17 protein-coding genes and 1 riboswitch are annotated in these 17,242 nt (G+C 34.9%); of the genes, 6 read left to right on the top strand and 11 right to left on the bottom strand.

The genetic code is table 11. From position 1 onward, the window contains the following. Positions 1 to 92 precede the first annotated feature (92 nt). The 3 genes from KA900_RS15010 to KA900_RS09530 form a co-directional block, all read right to left on the bottom strand. Positions 93 to 296: a hypothetical protein gene (locus tag KA900_RS15010; protein ID WP_232165005.1), complete on the bottom strand. Its 204-nt coding sequence runs from the start codon at positions 294 to 296 to the stop codon at positions 93 to 95. Between the two features lie 42 nt (positions 297 to 338). Then, positions 339 to 443, bottom strand: coding sequence for a helix-turn-helix domain-containing protein (locus KA900_RS15005; protein WP_232514185.1), 105 nt, complete (start codon positions 441 to 443; stop codon positions 339 to 341). 304 nt (positions 444 to 747) lie between these two features. Next, a complete protein-coding gene (locus KA900_RS09530; protein WP_210139508.1) occupies positions 748 to 2,739 on the bottom strand; it encodes a catalase in 1,992 nt (663 codons plus the stop codon). A 336-nt stretch (positions 2,740 to 3,075) separates the two neighbouring features. On the opposite strand from KA900_RS09530, the gene nfsA reads away from it, so the two are divergent. Together nfsA and KA900_RS09520 are read left to right on the top strand one after the other, a co-directional pair. After that, positions 3,076 to 3,831: an oxygen-insensitive NADPH nitroreductase gene (gene nfsA, locus KA900_RS09525; RefSeq protein WP_096811040.1), complete on the top strand. Its 756-nt coding sequence runs from the start codon at positions 3,076 to 3,078 to the stop codon at positions 3,829 to 3,831. Between the two features lie 77 nt (positions 3,832 to 3,908). Continuing rightward, on the top strand, positions 3,909 to 4,478 hold the full coding sequence (locus KA900_RS09520) for a hypothetical protein (RefSeq protein ID WP_096811246.1): 570 nt from the start codon (positions 3,909 to 3,911) through the stop codon (positions 4,476 to 4,478). A gap of 318 nt (positions 4,479 to 4,796) precedes the next feature. Here the strand turns inward: KA900_RS09520 and KA900_RS09515 are convergent, their stop codons facing one another. The 4 genes from KA900_RS09515 to KA900_RS09500 form a co-directional block, all read right to left on the bottom strand. Next, a complete protein-coding gene (locus tag KA900_RS09515) occupies positions 4,797 to 6,179 on the bottom strand; it encodes an L-cystine transporter (protein WP_096811245.1) in 1,383 nt (460 codons plus the stop codon). Between the two features lie 252 nt (positions 6,180 to 6,431). After that, entirely contained in the window at positions 6,432 to 7,481 is a 1,050-nt protein-coding gene (locus KA900_RS09510) for a prolipoprotein diacylglyceryl transferase (RefSeq protein WP_207572969.1), read from the bottom strand. Positions 7,482 to 7,602: 121 nt separating this feature from the next. After that, the gene (locus tag KA900_RS09505; RefSeq protein WP_210139506.1) at positions 7,603 to 8,268 is read right to left on the bottom strand and encodes a hypothetical protein; all 666 of its coding nucleotides are present in this window, start codon (positions 8,266 to 8,268) and stop codon (positions 7,603 to 7,605) included. Between the two features lie 300 nt (positions 8,269 to 8,568). Then, complete coding sequence (locus KA900_RS09500) at positions 8,569 to 8,982, bottom strand: general stress protein (protein WP_096811037.1); 414 nt, start codon at positions 8,980 to 8,982, stop codon at positions 8,569 to 8,571. Between the two features lie 226 nt (positions 8,983 to 9,208). Further along, a riboswitch (purine riboswitch) is annotated at positions 9,209 to 9,311 on the top strand. A gap of 245 nt (positions 9,312 to 9,556) precedes the next feature. On the opposite strand from KA900_RS09500, the gene xpt reads away from it, so the two are divergent. The 4 genes from xpt to guaA are packed head-to-tail and all read left to right on the top strand — an operon-like array spanning position 9,557 to position 14,469. After that, positions 9,557 to 10,138: a xanthine phosphoribosyltransferase gene (xpt, locus tag KA900_RS09495; RefSeq protein WP_096811036.1), complete on the top strand. Its 582-nt coding sequence runs from the start codon at positions 9,557 to 9,559 to the stop codon at positions 10,136 to 10,138. After that, complete coding sequence (pbuX, locus tag KA900_RS09490; RefSeq protein ID WP_096811035.1) at positions 10,135 to 11,403, top strand: xanthine permease PbuX; 1,269 nt, start codon at positions 10,135 to 10,137, stop codon at positions 11,401 to 11,403. Before xpt ends, pbuX begins: the two co-directional genes overlap by 4 nt. Positions 11,404 to 11,440: 37 nt before the next feature. Beyond that, complete coding sequence (gene guaB, locus KA900_RS09485) at positions 11,441 to 12,907, top strand: IMP dehydrogenase (protein WP_096811034.1); 1,467 nt, start codon at positions 11,441 to 11,443, stop codon at positions 12,905 to 12,907. A 20-nt stretch (positions 12,908 to 12,927) separates the two neighbouring features. After that, positions 12,928 to 14,469: a glutamine-hydrolyzing GMP synthase gene (gene guaA / locus KA900_RS09480; RefSeq protein ID WP_096811033.1), complete on the top strand. Its 1,542-nt coding sequence runs from the start codon at positions 12,928 to 12,930 to the stop codon at positions 14,467 to 14,469. Between the two features lie 597 nt (positions 14,470 to 15,066). Here guaA and KA900_RS09475 read toward each other — a convergent pair. The 4 genes from KA900_RS09475 to KA900_RS09460 all read right to left on the bottom strand — a co-directional run bounded on the left by KA900_RS09475 (position 15,067) and on the right by KA900_RS09460 (position 17,178). Further along, complete coding sequence (locus KA900_RS09475; protein ID WP_210139504.1) at positions 15,067 to 15,207, bottom strand: hypothetical protein; 141 nt, start codon at positions 15,205 to 15,207, stop codon at positions 15,067 to 15,069. A gap of 334 nt (positions 15,208 to 15,541) precedes the next feature. Next, positions 15,542 to 15,769, bottom strand: coding sequence for a hypothetical protein (locus KA900_RS09470; protein WP_096811031.1), 228 nt, complete (start codon positions 15,767 to 15,769; stop codon positions 15,542 to 15,544). 436 nt (positions 15,770 to 16,205) lie between these two features. After that, positions 16,206 to 16,646 (bottom strand): hypothetical protein, encoded by a 441-nt coding sequence (locus KA900_RS09465; protein ID WP_210139494.1) that lies wholly within the window; start codon positions 16,644 to 16,646, stop codon positions 16,206 to 16,208. A gap of 364 nt (positions 16,647 to 17,010) precedes the next feature. Further along, positions 17,011 to 17,178: a hypothetical protein gene (locus tag KA900_RS09460; protein WP_096811029.1), complete on the bottom strand. Its 168-nt coding sequence runs from the start codon at positions 17,176 to 17,178 to the stop codon at positions 17,011 to 17,013. Between the last annotated feature and the right edge of the window lie 64 nt (positions 17,179 to 17,242).

Below are 17,242 nucleotides of genomic sequence, written 5' to 3'. Positions count from 1 at the left end.
GCTGCATGTATGATTTATAAATCTCCGTTTAACCAAATGCGCATGATGTTTTATCTAATGTGTTGGAAACGAACTGTATGAGATTAGACAAATTAATTAAATGTTTGTAGCATCCACCAAATTGTAACAACGACAGGAAAGAAGAGCCACCAGTAATTAGACAGAAATTCCCAACCATCCATAGGATGGTGATTTTGGTTTGAAACAGGTTGTTGGTAGGTTTCGATAGTAGTTTCCTTAAAGTTTTTATCACCTTTAATTAGTTCATCTAGAGAAACATCGAATAAATCACTCATTTTAATGAACATATCAATACTAGGGTAGACTTTATTTAACTCTCATTTAAAAATACTTTGATGTGAAATGTTTAGTATTTCAGCTAGTTCGTCTTGCGACCCATTTTTGAGTTCGCGTTGTTCTTTGATGCTTGAACCAATTTCCATATTAACCACGCCTTGTATTCAAAAATAAAGTAATGTGAGTATAAGGTCACGCGCCTAATTATTTTCTACAAGGCAACTTGAGGTTGCGCTATTGCGCCTTTAGGATTTTTGAAACGTATGCGGGTAAAGCATCATCCATCTATGTCGCCGCAAGCTATAATTAATCTAATATCTACTTACACAATATTTTAATGGATAAAAGAAACGGAGGCGAGAAAAAATTAAAAGTAACAATTTAATTTCTTAACTCGCCCCCAGTAGGAAGGTGACTAACCTGTATATAGTTTGCTAGTGATTAAAAAGATTATCTGTCCCAATATCTTTTGCGTTCAAATGCTTGCACAATTGTTTGAGGGTCATCTGAAACAAAGACACCAGGAGCTTCTAAATTTAACTTAGCACCTGCTAAGCCTTGAGAAGCTGCTTGGTTCACCACTAATGGTTTATTGTGCTTATACGTGAGTTCTGCGAATTCTTCAACAGGTGGAAGAATGTCGCTGCCATCTGATAAAACGATTAAACTATCAAATAGTGTTGGATGAGCAGTATCAAATGTTTCCGTGATACCGAATTCTTCTGAAATATCTTTAGGGTGCTGTCCAACGAACGCATAATTCAATTTGTTTTCTGTAAATGTTTTAGCGAAAGATTTCAATGTATCCGCACTGATATCGCCATTTACTGCTACTGCTACAGAGTGACCAGCTAATGGAATATCTAGTGTTTCCATTGATAATTTGCTATCTTTTTCGTCTGAATTTACTTCTTCATTTACTTCAGGTACTTCGACACCTACATTTTTAGCTACACGCTCAGCTAAAGTGCGGTCTACCTTATTTAATTGGTTAACTGCATTTTGCTTAACCATAATAGAATCACACATGCCTATTTCAAATGAGAAACCATCTACAGTATGGTCAAATTCAGGTTGCGTTAAACTATTTAAATAAAGTTTAGCTTGGCTATAATAATCTTTGAAACTTTCGCTACGTTTTTGGATTTTACGGCCTTCGACTTTTTCTTGGTAGTGTTCATAGCCGCCTTCTTCTTTAGGTGTTGTATGAGGATCATTGTTGTTAAGTGCGTTTTTATGGTAAGCTACTTGTCCTTTGTTCACGTTCATTTGATGCATGGCATCTCTTTGGTTATTGTGTACCTCGTTAACAGGACGGTTGATTGGTATTTGGTTGAAGTTTGGACCACCTAATCTAGTGATTTGTGTATCTGTATACGAGAATAAACGTCCCTGTAATAATGGGTCATTAGAGAAATCGATACCTGGCACAATATGACCAGGATGGAAAGCCGCTTGTTCAGTTTCGTCAAAAACGTTAGTAACATTTCGATTTAATGTCATTTTACCAACTCTTTGAACTGGGACCTGATCTTCAGGCCAAATTTTAGTTGGATCTAAAATATCAAAATCAAAATCGAATTCTTGTTCAGGACGTATAATTTGGAGACCTAATTCCCATTCAGGGTAATCGCCTTTTTCAATGGATTCATACAAATCTTTACGATGGAAGTCTACGTCCTTACCATGTAACATTTGAGCTTCGTCCCATACTAAACCTTCTAAACCTTGAAGCGGCTTCCAATGGAATTTAACGAAATACGAACCGCCTTCACTGTTCACTAGACGGAAAGTATGAATACCAAAACCTTCAATCTGTCTGAAGCTCTTAGGTATACCACGATCACTCATTGCCCACACAGTTGTATGTGTTGATTCAGGATTTTGGGCAAAGAAGTCATAAAATGTATCGTGCGCTGTACCACCTTGAGGCATTTCATTGTGTGGTTCTGGCTTAACTGCATGAATTAAATCTGGGAATTTGATTGCGTCTTGGATAAAGAATACTGGGATGTCATTTCCTACTAAATCAAAAATGCCTTCATCTGTGTAGAATTTTGTGGCAAAACCACGTACGTCTCTGACTGTATCTGGAGAACCTTTAGAGCCTTGAACGGTTGAAAATCTAACAAACACTGGCGTTGTTTTTTCGGGGTGTGTTAAAAAGTCTGCAGAAGTGTATTCTGATAAATCTTTATATACTTGGAATTCACCGTGAGCTCCAAAACCGCGTGCATGAACGACGCGTTCTGGGATACGTTCATGGTCGAAATGCATGATTTTTTCTCTGAAATGGAAATCTTCTAATAAGCTGGGGCCACGTTCTCCTACTGTTAAGGTATTTTCATCTTCGCTTATTTTGACACCATTATTCGTCGTCATTGCTTTTTCGTCATTGTCTTTTTCTACATTTTTTAATTGATCTTGTTTTTTGTTACTCAAAATAATTCCCCCCTTACATTATGAGTTCCACGTTAATGGGTTTAGAAAACATTTTAGTTGTAAATGATTGATTATATAATGAAGTTTTCATCAATATGATTTGAACATGTATAAAAAGCATTGTCACGCAAAGGAAAGCAGGTCGAAATTAATTTTTAACTATTATGTCATGCGTTTCAAAAATTCATTTACAAATATAGCACTAATTTAATTTATATCAGTATTCAATTATTTTGAAATAATAAAAAATGGGTAAACAGATAATGAGCAATTAAATACAAGCTTTGTTATCATTTAAATACTATAAACATTTACATAAAGAGGAGCGGATATGACATGTCTGATTATGTATACAACTTATTGAAAAAACATCATTCGGTTAGAAGTTTCAAGAAAGATCCTGTCTCAGAAGAGAGCGTTAAACAATTAATTGAAGCAGGGCAAAGTGCTTCGACATCCAGTTATTTACAAGCGTATTCAATTATCGGTATTGATGACCCTGAGGTTAAAGAAGATTTGAAAGAAGTCTCTGGTCAACCCTATGTAGTTGAAAATGGCTATTTGCTCGTCTTTGTAATGGATTATTATAGACATGCAATTGTGAATGAAAATTCTAAAAATGATATGTCGACGTCTTTTGAATCAGCAGAAGGACTATTAGTAGGTACAATTGATGCGGCATTAGTTGCTCAAAATATTGCTACTACGGCTGAGGATATGGGCTACGGCATGGTCTATTTAGGATCGCTTAGAAACGATGTTGAACGTGTACGTGAAATTTTAGAATTGCCAGAGCATACTTTCCCGTTGTTTGGAATGGCATTGGGTATACCAGCAGATAACGAAAATGGTAGCCCTAAACCACGTTTACCAATCGAGCATGTCTTCCATCAAAACAAGTATAACAGCGATAAAGAAGTGCAACGGAGAGCATTAAGTGCTTATGATCAAACAGTTAGTAAGTATTATGCATCTCGCACAAATGGAGAACGTAGTGAAACATGGTCAGAACAAATCTCTAATTTTATGAGTGCTAAACAGAGATTAGATATGTTAGAGCAATTGAATAAATCAGGTTTTATTCAAAAATAGTAAACTGACAACTTCTGTTGAACACCATTTAGGATGGGAAAAGTTCATCTCTTAGAAAGGGGTTGGTTATGTTGAGCATGTTTGACAAGTTATTTGGAAAGAAGACGCATGGAGATTCCAATGCAAATAAAAACTATATTTACTCTTCTAGCAGTAAACTAACCCCTCAAGAAGCTCAAGCCTATTGGGTAAAGATGGCTCAAAAATTAATCGTCGGAGCGATAAATTCAGTTGATCATACAGCAGAGCGCGTATTTATCCTTGTTTCGTTCAATGAGAATGACTCCACGATAGATATATTCTTTCAAATGGACGGCCAGTTAAGAATGTGGAATGATTTAGATAACCAAACGCATAAAAACATTATATCTAATAGCCTAATTTCACAAGCACCTAATCTCGTTAAGCATGTGAACTGCCTGTATGACAGTGTTGATATCACACGGCTTGCCTATTCACAAATTCAATATGAGTTCGAGAGTAAGGCTTGGTATTTACATGATATTAGTGAAGATAGTGCAGAAGCCTATTTAGATAAAAACCCAGCTTTTTTAAAGTGGTTTGATGATGTATCTAACACAATAGATTCAATTCCATTAGATGGTAAACAGAAAATTACTTGGGGTCCATTTAAACCTGAATATTAATGACTAAAAGCACGTTTCTTGGATATGACTAAGACATATCCAAGAAACGTGCTTTTTTGATTGTTAAAATAATATATAGTTTATATATTTAAGAAAGCATTATGAACATCTAAGAGCTAAAAAATAACAACTTATTCAATTGTTTATTAAAAACGTCTGCTTACATAAATGAATTGAAATCACCCTAGATAAAATTGATTTTAGACATAAAAATAACTCCTTCTAAAAAGTTTTCACTGTTAAGTGTCTACTTTAGAAGGAGCATCGTAATGGATGTCTTAGTTCTAATCTATATTCGGGGTAAAAGGTAATGATAGATTAGGAACTTGTAATTTCACCATAATCTTTGGAATGATAAGTGTCAGAATCTAAGTTGTTTGTTAGTTTAGCAGTGCCAGCACCTGCAAGCATAGAGTCGTTAACATTTAATGCGGTACGACCCATGTCAATCAATGGTTCTACAGAGATTAACACCCCTGCTAATGCAACTGGTAAGTTTAATGTAGACAACACAATGATAGAAGCAAATGTTGCTCCGCCTCCGACACCAGCTACACCGAATGAACTGATAATAACAATGCCAATTACAGATAAAATAAATTGCAAGTTAACTTCGACGCCAGCTGCTGGGGCTACCATGACAGCAAGCATCGCTGGATAGATACCAGCACAGCCATTTTGACCAATTGAAAGACCGAATGAAGCTGAGAAGTTAGCAATACCATCTGGTACACCTAAACGGTTTTTTTGTGTTTGAACGTTTAGAGGTAAGGCCCCTGCACTTGAGCGAGATGTAAACGCAAATAAGAGTACTTCAGATGTTTTCTTAACAAATGTAACGGGGTTCAAGCCGATACCTGTCACGATAATCAAATGAATGATATACATGACAATCAATGCTGCATAAGATGCAATCACAAATTTACCTAATGTCCATATTGCGCCAAAATCACTTGTTGCGATGGTATTCGCCATGATAGCTAAAATACCATAAGGTGTTAAGCGTAATACAAAAGTTACGATAGACATAACAATACTATAAATAGCATCGATACCGCGTTTAAGTAAATGTCCGCTTTCAGGTTGTTTACGCATAACGCGTAAAAATGCAAAGCCGACAAACGCAGCAAAGATAACTACAGCAATTGTAGAAGTCGTACGTTGGCCAGTGAAATCTAAGAATGGGTTAGTTGGTAATAACTCTAAAATTTGTTGAGGTAACGTACTCGCTGTCATATCTTTAGCTTGGCTTGCAAGTTCACTACCTCTTGAACTTTCAGCGCTACCTAAATCGATTGTTGAAGCGTCTAAACCAAATACTAAGGCTGAAATAATACCAATGACTGCTGCAATTGCAACAGTACCGATTAAGAAAATGAAGATGTAAATGCCAATTTTAGCAAATTTTTCTCCAATTTGGATTTTTGTAAAAGCTGAAACGATTGAAATGAAAATTAAAGGTATAACAATCATTTGTAAGAATGAGATGTAGCCATCTCCAACGATACTAAACCAATCTGTTGTTTGTTTAGTAACCTTTGAATCCACACCGTAAATTAAATGGATAGCGATCCCAAAGACAATCCCAATGCCTAACGCTGTGAAGACACGTTTAGGAAATGAAACGTGTCTTCTTGCCATTACATATAAACCGATGAGGAAGGCCACAAAAATAACGATATTAAGAATTGTTAATAACATAAAAACAGGACCTACACTTTCTAAATTTAAATTAATTTTTTGAAATCCGATACGCATACTAAGGATAGTAGCAAAACAAATAATATTCAAGTCAATTACTCAAAAAATTTTAAGAAATTTATATAACACCCAATTTGTGGTAGTTGTATATAGGATATACATGCGGTTGGAACAAGGCATAAAGGGATTGGAGTAGGGGGGTTAAACATAAAAAAGCCATCCTAATTTTAGGATGGCGTGCTATTTTCACTATTATAAATTGAATAAACGTGCAAAAAATCCTTTGCGTTCTTCTTTAGGTTCTTCTTTAGCTATTGGTGAAGAATAAGAAGGTGTCTCTTGAGATGCATCTGTTTCTTGTCCTGGCGTATTTGATTCGTTAGTAGTTGATACGGTTTCTTCTTTATTATCGATGTCTGTAGGTTGTACACTTTCATCGTTTTCTTTATTAGACTCCGCATCGGCGCTTTGCTCTGATTCATCAGTGGATGCTTCACGCTTAGTTGCACCACTTTCAGGTGTTGCTTGGTCATTTTCTGGATTTGTTGATTGTTCAGAAGGTTGTTCGCTAATTTGAGTGATTTCTTCGCTTTCAGTTTGGATTGACGCATTTTTGGCACTATCGTTTGCAGCGTCATCAACGGACTTATCCGTTTCTTTATCGTCTGATTTTGCTGATACTTGCTCAGTTGTATTTTCTGTGAACGAAGTTGTTTGATCATCAGAAGTTGTTTGGTTAGTGTGTACTTGTTCTGTTTCAACATTGGATTTCACAAGTTCAGTTTGCTCTTTTTGTGAATCTTGGATAACACTCTGAGTAGATTTAATCTCATCTGTTGATGATTGAATCGCTTTTAGAGATTCTGTATTCTCTTCTAAATGAGATGTAATTTGGTTTTGCATTTTGTGCAATTCTTGTTGTTGATGATGAACTTGGTTAATCATTTGACCAAGCATTTGGCGCTCGTCACGCATTTTTTGGATTTCACTGCGTAAGTCTTCAATGAGTAAAGAAACATTTTGGTCAGAAGGAAGATTGTTATCATCATCCTTGACTAATACTTGTAAGAAGTCTTTTTCTTTTTCAAGTTCTTCGAAAGCCAAGTCATAACTATTCGTTTGTTTGACTTTTTCAGCGATATCTTGGAATAATTCGATATCTTCCTCTTGGAAATCTGTGGCTTCACGACCACGGTATTCAGTCTTGCTAAGTTGGTAACCGCGTTCTTCTAAATGCTGAACGATTTTACGGACTTGTTTTTCGCTTAGCTCAACGCGTTGTGCAAATTCTTTAGTTAACATAGAAATAAGTCCTTTCATCATAATTTTTATGTATACCGACGTTTGTCTTCGGTTAGTGAAACGTCAGCCTTACCTCTATGCTAGTCTAAACTGTTTTTATAGTGATTTCAAGTGGTGTCTTCTATGATTTACGTAAGTTCATCTCTTCTAATAACGGATAAATAATACTTCTAGAAATTCTATTAGCAAAGACATATTTTAAGATATAGTTAGATTTGATGCTTGGTCCGTAAATATCTTTAGTGAGCTCGATATTTGATTTGATATATAAATCTTTAGGTAACCCTTCCGAGAAACCGTCTGAATTGGGCGCTAAATAGTCAAGGTCATACTGTTTTTCGAAACCATGATTAAATAAGAAATCACGTCTATGGTTCAAAATTGCTTTTTCTTCTTCTGAAACTTGGTCAGGTTCTTTAGGCACTTCTAGCATAATAAAATTGACATCATGCGCATGTAATTGATTCGATAAATAACTAATTTCCTTTTCTATATGCCCTAAAGTTTTGGTGATTATTTCATCATGGTCTGGTTGATCGTTTGCGACGAGATAAATTAAAAAAGAAGAATTTGTAGTAGCTTCATAATGTGCTGTAGCCAAGCTGACAACTCCATTTGATTGTATCCCAACTAAAAAGATATAATCATCTTTGGTATGTTCATTTTTTAAAGATTGCTTAAATATTTGTTCATCTTCAGATAAATCAATGCCGAATTGTTTATCATATAACGCCAATGCGGCTTTGAATAACGGATCATCGATTGATTGAATCGTTTTAAATTCCATAGAAAGACGTCCCCCCAATAATAATGCGTTCATTATAACATAGTAAAACAGTGGACATAAGTTGCTTAAAGATTTTAAAAATAATTTTATGCGTTGAAGAAGTCAAAGAGGGGCGAGACAGAAATCAAAATAATTAAATTGATTTCATATGCTCGCCCCTAATAAAGGTGGCTAAAATTTTAAAATATCATATATGTATATTTTAAAAATGAGCCACTTATCATATAAGTTTAGTATATTGATATAAACATAGGTCTACCATTACTTAAGCCACTCAACGAGTATGAATGATTAAGAAGGTTAAGATTTTGGTCCTTCGGTCTCTTCTGAATAATGCGTGCCTTCAAAAAGATCAGTAGCATAAGCAGCGTTGGCTTCTTGAACTTCTTCATGAGAAGAACGATCCTTAGCAGCGATAATAAGATAATTATTATCTAAAATTTCTTTCTTATAACGCTCTTTATCATAATCACTAATATCATAATAAGATAAAACCACTTCTTCGCCATCTTCGCCAGTTAAAATTTTAGCCATTTTGTCACTAAATGAACCGCTTGTAGCTGTTAAGTTCACTTCAGAATCGTGTAATTCTTCGAAATGCAATTTAGTCTTACTTATAACTGAAATTTCGGATTCAGCATATCCTTCAGAAAGTTTCTTTTCAATTGTAGGCAGTATTTCTTCTCTACTTTGTATGATTGTAAAATCAGCCATTGTTTGTCCCTCCGTCCGTTTTTCTATTACTTCTATAATGTGTTCCCTATTAATGATTAGATAAAACGAATACAATTTTATTATATAATGAAGTTACGCATCTGACAATCTTGATTTTACAGTAAAGAAAACGTTTACTAAAGTACATATTTAATAATAAATCTATCTTTTTAAAACGCTTACTTATAATAATTGTATTGAAAACAACGCGAAAATTTGCTATCATCAGTTAATAATTTATCTAACTCATATAATCTAGAGGATACGGCTCTAGAAGTTTCTACCATGTTGCCATTAACGACATGACTATGAGTAACCAATACAATACGAGACATTCAACTTCAATCGTTTTAAAGTATGATTTGGGAAATGTACCTTTTAATTAGCACACTTATAAACCATTGTTGTTTTTCATTTTTACATAAATAGGGAAATGAATGTAGAAGCATTGATTAATGCAGCGCAAGTTGTAAGTTGAACATCACTTCTTTATAGTATTGCACGTTCACTCATAGATCCTGAAACTAGGTTAGTTTAGGATTTTTTTTGTATACAAAATGAGGAGGTTTTTTGAGTGGATTTGTTAAAACGGAAAGTTGAGGCAGACGGCGTTGTTATTGATGAGAAGATTTTGAAGGTAGATGGATTTCTAAATCATCAAATTGATGCAAAGCTGATGCACGACGTAGGGCTAACGTTTTATAATCAATTTAAAGATGAAGGGGTTACTAAAGTATTAACCATTGAAGCATCTGGTATTGCACCAGCGATTATGGCAGCGATGCATTTTGATGTACCGTGTTTATTTGCTAAAAAAGCAAAACCAAGTACATTAACCAAAGAGGCTTACTACGCTGATATCCATTCATTCACCAAAAATACGACAAGTACTGTTATGGTTTCAGATGAATTTTTAGATAAAAATGATCGAGTATTAATCATAGACGATTTCTTAGCTAATGGCGATGCATCGTTAGGCTTAAATGAGATTGTTAAACAAGCAAATGCTGAAACTATAGGTGTTGGCATTGTAGTGGAAAAAAGTTTTCAACCAGGGAGAGCGCGTTTGGAAAAAGCTGGGTTGAAAGTTTCATCCCTATGTAAAGTTGCTTCTCTTAGTGGTAATAAAGTGACATTTGTTGAGGAACAATCATGAAAACCTTTATTTTAAGTTTACAACATCTCTTAGCGATGTACGCTGGTGCAATTCTTGTACCGATAATTGTCGGGACGAGCTTAGACTTCACGCCAGAACAAATTGCATTTTTAGTTACTGTAGATATTTTTATGTGCGGTGTGGCTACATTCTTGCAAGTGTGGAAAGGGACAGGTACTGGTTTACCCATTGTCTTAGGCTGCACATTCACTGCAGTTGCGCCGATGATTTTAATTGGCCAAACGAAAGGCATAGGCGACTTATATGGTTCCCTCTTTTTATCAGGTATATTAGTCGTTATAATCGCACCATTCTTTTCTTATTTAGTTAAATTCTTCCCGCCTGTTGTAACAGGTAGTGTGGTTACTATCATAGGTATTAATTTAATGCCAGTAGCAATGAATTATTTGGCGGGTGGAGAAGACGCTAAAAACTTTGGTGACGCTAAGCATATCATGCTCGGTGTTATCACATTAATTGTCATATTAATTGTACAACGCTTTACAGTCGGTTTCTTAAAATCGATTGCCATATTGATTGGTTTGGTTGTTGGCACCGTCTTAGCTTCAACGTTTGGCATTGTAGACGTTAAACAAGTTGGAGAAGCCCATTGGTTTGCATTGCCACAACCGTTTAGATTTTCAACATTCAGTTTTGATTTTGGTGCAACTTTAGTGTTCTTTATCGTTGCATTAGTCAGCTTGATAGAATCAACAGGTGTTTACCACGCATTAAGTGAAATTACAGGGAAGCGCTTAGAGAGAAAAGATTTTCGTAAAGGCTATACTGCTGAAGGTATCGCGATTATTTTAGGCTCTATTTTTAATGCATTTCCGTATACAGCATATTCTCAAAACGTGGGACTAGTATCATTATCAGGCGCTAAAAAGAATAAAGTCATTTATGGTATGGTCATCCTACTCATCATTTGTGGCTGTATTCCTAAATTAGGCGCTTTAGCTAATATGATCCCGCTGCCTGTATTAGGCGGCGCGATGATAGCTATGTTTGGCATGGTAATGGCATATGGTGTTAGTATATTAGGTAATATTAATTTCAAGAATCAAAATAATTTGTTGGTTATTGCGGTATCAGTTGGACTAGGAACGGGTATAAGTGCAGTACCACAAGCATTTCAAGCTTTAGGCGACCAATTCGCATGGTTGACTCAAAATGGTATTGTACTTGGTGCTATTTCAGCAATTGTTTTGAATTTCTTTTTTAACGGCATTAAGAATCAACAAAATGTAGAAACTATGGAATAATGGAGCTATAAAACAAATATTAGGAGGCTGTATTCATATGTGGGAAAATAAATTTGAAAAAGAATCTTTAACTTTTGACGATGTGTTATTGTTGCCAGCAGAATCAGATGTATTACCGAAAGAAGTAGATTTAAGTGTTCAATTATCAGAAGGTATTAAACTGAATATTCCTGTTATTTCAGCAGGTATGGATACTGTAACGGAATCTAAAATGGCTATCTCAATGGCGAGACAAGGTGGCCTAGGTGTTATTCATAAAAACATGAATATCGAAGATCAAGCAGATGAAGTCCAAAAAGTGAAACGTTCCGAAAATGGTGTCATTTCAAATCCGTTCTTCTTAACGCCAGAAGAAAGTGTGTTTGAAGCAGAGGCATTAATGGGCAAATACCGCATTTCAGGTGTGCCAATTGTAAATAATGAAGAAGATAAAACATTAGTTGGTATTTTGACTAATCGTGACTTACGTTTTATTGAAGATTTTTCTATAAAAATTTCAGATGTTATGACGAAAGAAAATTTAATCACAGCCCCAGTTGGTACTACACTAGATGAAGCAGAAGAATTATTACAACAACATAAAATTGAGAAGTTACCTTTAGTTAAAGACGGGAAATTAGAAGGTTTAATCACAATTAAAGATATTGAAAAAGTACTTGAATTCCCAAATTCTGCTAAAGATAAACTTGGCAGACTATTAGTAGGCGCAGCAATCGGCATCGCAAAAGATACCGATATCCGTGCTGAAAAATTAGTTGAAGCTGGCGTAGACGCATTAGTTATTGATACAGCTCACGGACACTCTAAAGGCGTATTAGAACAAGTTAAACATATTAAAGAAAAATTCCCACAAGTTACATTAATTGCCGGAAACGTAGCTACTGCTGCAGGTACGAAAGCTTTATATGAAGCGGGTGCTGATGTTGTTAAAGTTGGTATCGGTCCTGGTTCAATTTGTACAACACGTGTTGTTGCAGGCGTTGGTGTACCACAAATTACAGCAGTGTACGACTGTGCTTCAGAAGCGCGTAAACAAGGTAAAGCGATTATCGCTGATGGTGGTATTAAATTCTCAGGTGACATCATTAAAGCGCTAGCTGCTGGCGGACATGCAGTTATGTTAGGTAGCTTGCTTGCAGGTACTGAAGAAAGCCCAGGCGATACAGAAGTATTCCAAGGTAGACAATATAAAGTGTACAGAGGTATGGGCTCATTAGGTGCAATGGAAAGTGGTTCAAACGATCGTTATTTCCAAGAAGATAAAACACCGAAAAAATTCGTTCCAGAAGGTATTGAAGGACGTATTGCTTACAAAGGCCCATTACAAGACACAATTTATCAACTTATGGGCGGCGTAAGATCAGGTATGGGTTACACTGGTTCAAGTAACTTAGAAGCGTTAAGAGAAGAAGCTCAATTCACACGTATGGGACCAGCTGGTTTAGCAGAAAGCCACCCACATGATGTGCAAATTACAAAAGAATCACCCAATTATTCATTCTAAGTTAAAGGAGATTTAAATCTATGGAAATGGCGAAAGAGCAAGAGCTCATACTTGTTTTAGACTTTGGTAGCCAATATAACCAATTAATCACACGTCGTATACGTGAAATGGGCGTGTATAGTGAGTTACATGACCATGAAATTAGTATTGAAGAAATTAAACGTTTGAACCCGAAAGGTATTATCCTTTCAGGAGGACCTAATTCAGTATATGAGGAAGATTCATTCACAATTGATCCAGAGATTTACAATTTAGGCGTGCCTATTTTAGGCATTTGTTATGGTATGCAACTAACTACTAAGTTATTAGGTGGAAAAGTTGAACGCGCTAATGAACGCGAATATGGTAAAGCTGTGATTAACGCTAAGACAGATGAGTTATTCTTTGGATTACCTGAAGAACAAAATGTGTGGATGAGTCATTCAGACAAAGTCATCGAAATTCCAGAAGGCTTTGAAGTGATTGCAGACAGTCCAAGTACAAACTATGCAGCAATTGAAGACAAATCGCGTCGTATCTATGGCGTACAATTCCACCCAGAAGTACGCCACACAGAATTTGGCAACGATTTACTGCGTAACTTCGTACGCCGTGTGTGTGACTGTACAGGTGAATGGTCAATGGAAAACTTTATCGATATTGAGGTAGAGAAAATTCGTGGGCTCGTTGGTGACCGTAGAGTACTTTGCGCAATGAGTGGCGGCGTGGATTCATCCGTTGTTGCAGTGCTATTACACAAAGCAATCGGAGACCAATTGACATGTATATTTGTAGACCATGGTTTATTGCGTAAAGGCGAAGGCGACATGGTCATGGAACAATTCGGTGAAGGTTTTAACATGAATATTATTCGTGTTAATGCTCAAGAACGTTTTATGAGTAAATTACAAGGCGTATCAGACCCAGAACAAAAACGTAAAATCATCGGTAACGAATTCGTTTATGTCTTCGATGATGAAGCATCTAAACTAGAAGGTGTAGACTTCTTAGCACAAGGCACGTTGTACACAGATGTTATCGAGTCAGGCACGAAGACAGCACAAACGATTAAATCTCATCACAATGTAGGTGGATTGCCAGAAGATATGGAATTCCAATTAATTGAACCAATTAATACATTATTTAAAGATGAAGTACGTGAATTAGGTATTGAATTAGGCATTCCAGAACACTTAGTATGGAGACAACCATTCCCAGGACCAGGTTTAGGGATTCGTGTACTGGGTGAAATTACAGAAGATAAACTTGAAATCGTACGCGAATCAGATGCGATTTTAAGACAAGTCATCCGTGAAGAAGGTCTTGAACGTGAGGTTTGGCAATATTTTACTGTCTTACCGGGTATTCAATCAGTAGGTGTTATGGGAGATTACCGTACGTATGATCACACTGTAGGTATCCGCGCAGTGACATCTATTGATGGTATGACAAGTGACTTTGCCCGCATTGACTGGGAAGTCTTACAGAAAATTTCAAGCCGCATCGTAAATGAAGTAGACCACGTTAACCGCGTTGTCTATGATATTACTTCTAAACCACCAAGCACAATCGAGTGGGAATAATAGTATAAAATGATGAAACCCCTTAGGCATAGGCTTAAGGGGGTGTTTTTGTGTGGTTCTTTATCAAAGAGGATGGATACAATTTTTTGATTACCAGATTTCGTAAAATGCTCTTATTTATTCTTTTCGAATCCGCAAATAATACGTATAAGAAGTATCACAAATATAACCGGCACAAAAATAGACACTACTAATAATGGGATAGCCATAAGTAGATCATTATAATCATATTTATAATGAATTGCCGAATTTCATAATCTGCTCCCAAAAAAGTTATATTATTTCTTTTTATAGTCATCTATAGTAATGCCATTATTCTTAACTTGTTTACTGTTTGCTCTAATTAATAAAATAGCATTTACTAGAATTAAAGTGGCTAGCGTTATTGATACTGGTAAATTCAAAGTATTAAAGAAATTTACTATTATTAAGATAATCATTAGGAGAATGTTGAGTGTGTGATGCACAATCATTGCTTTATTCATTTAAACTTTTCCTTTCTTTTTCTTTATGCAATATGCTCTTAAAATTAAGTCTACGATGTATAGTAAAATTTAAAGTAGCGTGTATGTGTACTGAAGTGCGTAGTTATGACTACTATTTGTTCTTCTTATTTTCAATTTTACTTTTACGTTTTAAAAGGTTACTTAATAACCTTGATATTTTCCATTCAAAAAAACTTGCTATAGCTACAACTATATCTATTGTTTTAATCACTAAACCAATAAGTATATCCAATTTTAGAACCTCTTTATATTTTTATGGCCATTTCGTACAATGTGTTCGATTATAGACACGTTAATTGGCTATTTAAAATAACTTGAGTATATTGCAATACCAATGAAAGCAGAAGCGATAAACCCATTACCAATGAAAGCGATATAAAATGTTTTCTTAGTCATAGGTCTAAGTCCGTTGGGCTTTACTTATTTTTTATTTTCCCAAAGATACGAATGTCCAAAAATAAACATAACCCATTATAAAAATAACCCCTAAAACAATAGCGACTGGTAAACGCATAGTAAATATCCTTTATGTATCATCAATTTAGTTTTTATTTAATGACACGGTCTCACCTTGAATTGTTTTTGGTTTTAGAAATCATATATGTATTTAAAAATAGTGTTAACATAGATGTAAAAATCATTAAACTGAATATAGATAAAGATAATGCAAGTATACTATCTTTGGTTAATATATTATAAATTGATAGTGCGATAAAAAATATATGCATAGGTAAGATAGTGAGGAAAATTGCTTTAATATTTGAGTTGCTTGTTCTCAATTTATCGTCTTTCATACCAATGCTCCTTGTCGCTTTTTAATAAACTACTTTGAAATAAGGCGTGTGTACGCAGAAATTCAAAGTGGTTTGTTATTTGATTTATTGTGCTTTATCCTTACCTTTTTTCCTTACGTTTAAATAGCTTGCCAATATATAATAAACTTTCTGGGATGACGCTCAATATGAAATCAATTGCTTTTATTAATATAGCTATGATCGTTTCCAATTTAAGACTCCTTTATGAAAGTGATTATTACGTCGTTTTATGTAATTTGTTCTTGAAATATTTCGCTTCAGCATATAGCACAAATTACTACAAGATATGCCATTTGATTGATAGAATGCTACCATTTTTCAGTAACAGAATAGGTTTGCTAGTTCAGAACGATTTAAATTCTTTTTGTAACGCTCATATTATAGATCAGGAGCATGAACGAAATTAAAGGTAGGTTTAGTAAAGCCAATGTAGATTTTGTGTTTCTACAGTGTTTAAGTTAAATAATTTTGGATGGCCATTTATTCGTTCTTTGTAATAGGAGAAATCCTTTGTATTTCTAACTAAAATATCCATGCCAGAGGGTGTGATAAGAGTGGCGCTAAATTTAATAATTAATAGGTCTGAATCTAAATATAACACCTTCCACTTACTAGTAAATGGTTTTAACCATCCTTTGCCTCTCCAAATAAATGACTCATTACGAAGTTTGTCATAGCCAGTAATACTTTTCAATTTATGATTTTTCTTATATTCTACTAAATCATTAAAAATGAGTGGAACATCCTTATGTAATGAATAAGTAATGGTAGGATTTTTATTTTTATCCGATTTCCATATGCTAAATGAAGTAGCAACAATTTTCCATTTTCCAGGAAGGTGTTTTTTATAATTCATAGGCTGTCACCTTTTCGCTAATTAAATTTGATTTTACAGCTAAACGCGGTACCAAAACTATAACAAAGGCATAGTTTATTAAGGCTTGCTTACCAAGTAGGATTATTTATGTGTATCTTCTATCGACAGACCATCTTCTCTTACTTTTTTACTATTAGTTCTGAATGAAAGCATAGCATTACTGAAAAATACAACGGTTTATATGATCGAAGTAGTTAGACCGCCAATATCTAAAAAATTCAAAGCGATTAGCGTCATCATAAGTACAATGTTGACTGTGTGGTGTAAGTATATCGCTTTATTCATTGTTTCCCCTCTAAATAAATGTTTGAATGGATCGCCATGACTAATCAATCTTTTAATTTCAAGATTGCGTTTTAACTTTATTATAAAGTATACCTACGCCATAACCACTGTAACCTATTTGATAATCAAATTTGAGAATTTCGATATAAGGGTTTTCTTCTAAAAATTCATTTACTTTTTTATTTAAGCCTTTTTCTGTCATCGCAGTAAAGTTTATAAATTTCATATGTGAACTCCTTTGCTATTGCTTGTTATTTTTATTATATTATACTCTGTTTTACCAAATTATT

It is taken from the genome of Staphylococcus sp. GDY8P120P (genome assembly GCF_017892065.1).
Classification (GTDB): Bacteria; Bacillota; Bacilli; order Staphylococcales; family Staphylococcaceae; genus Staphylococcus; species Staphylococcus nepalensis.
Note: the sequence above shows the minus strand (reverse complement) of the source record. Positions and strands in the feature narration are given on the sequence as shown.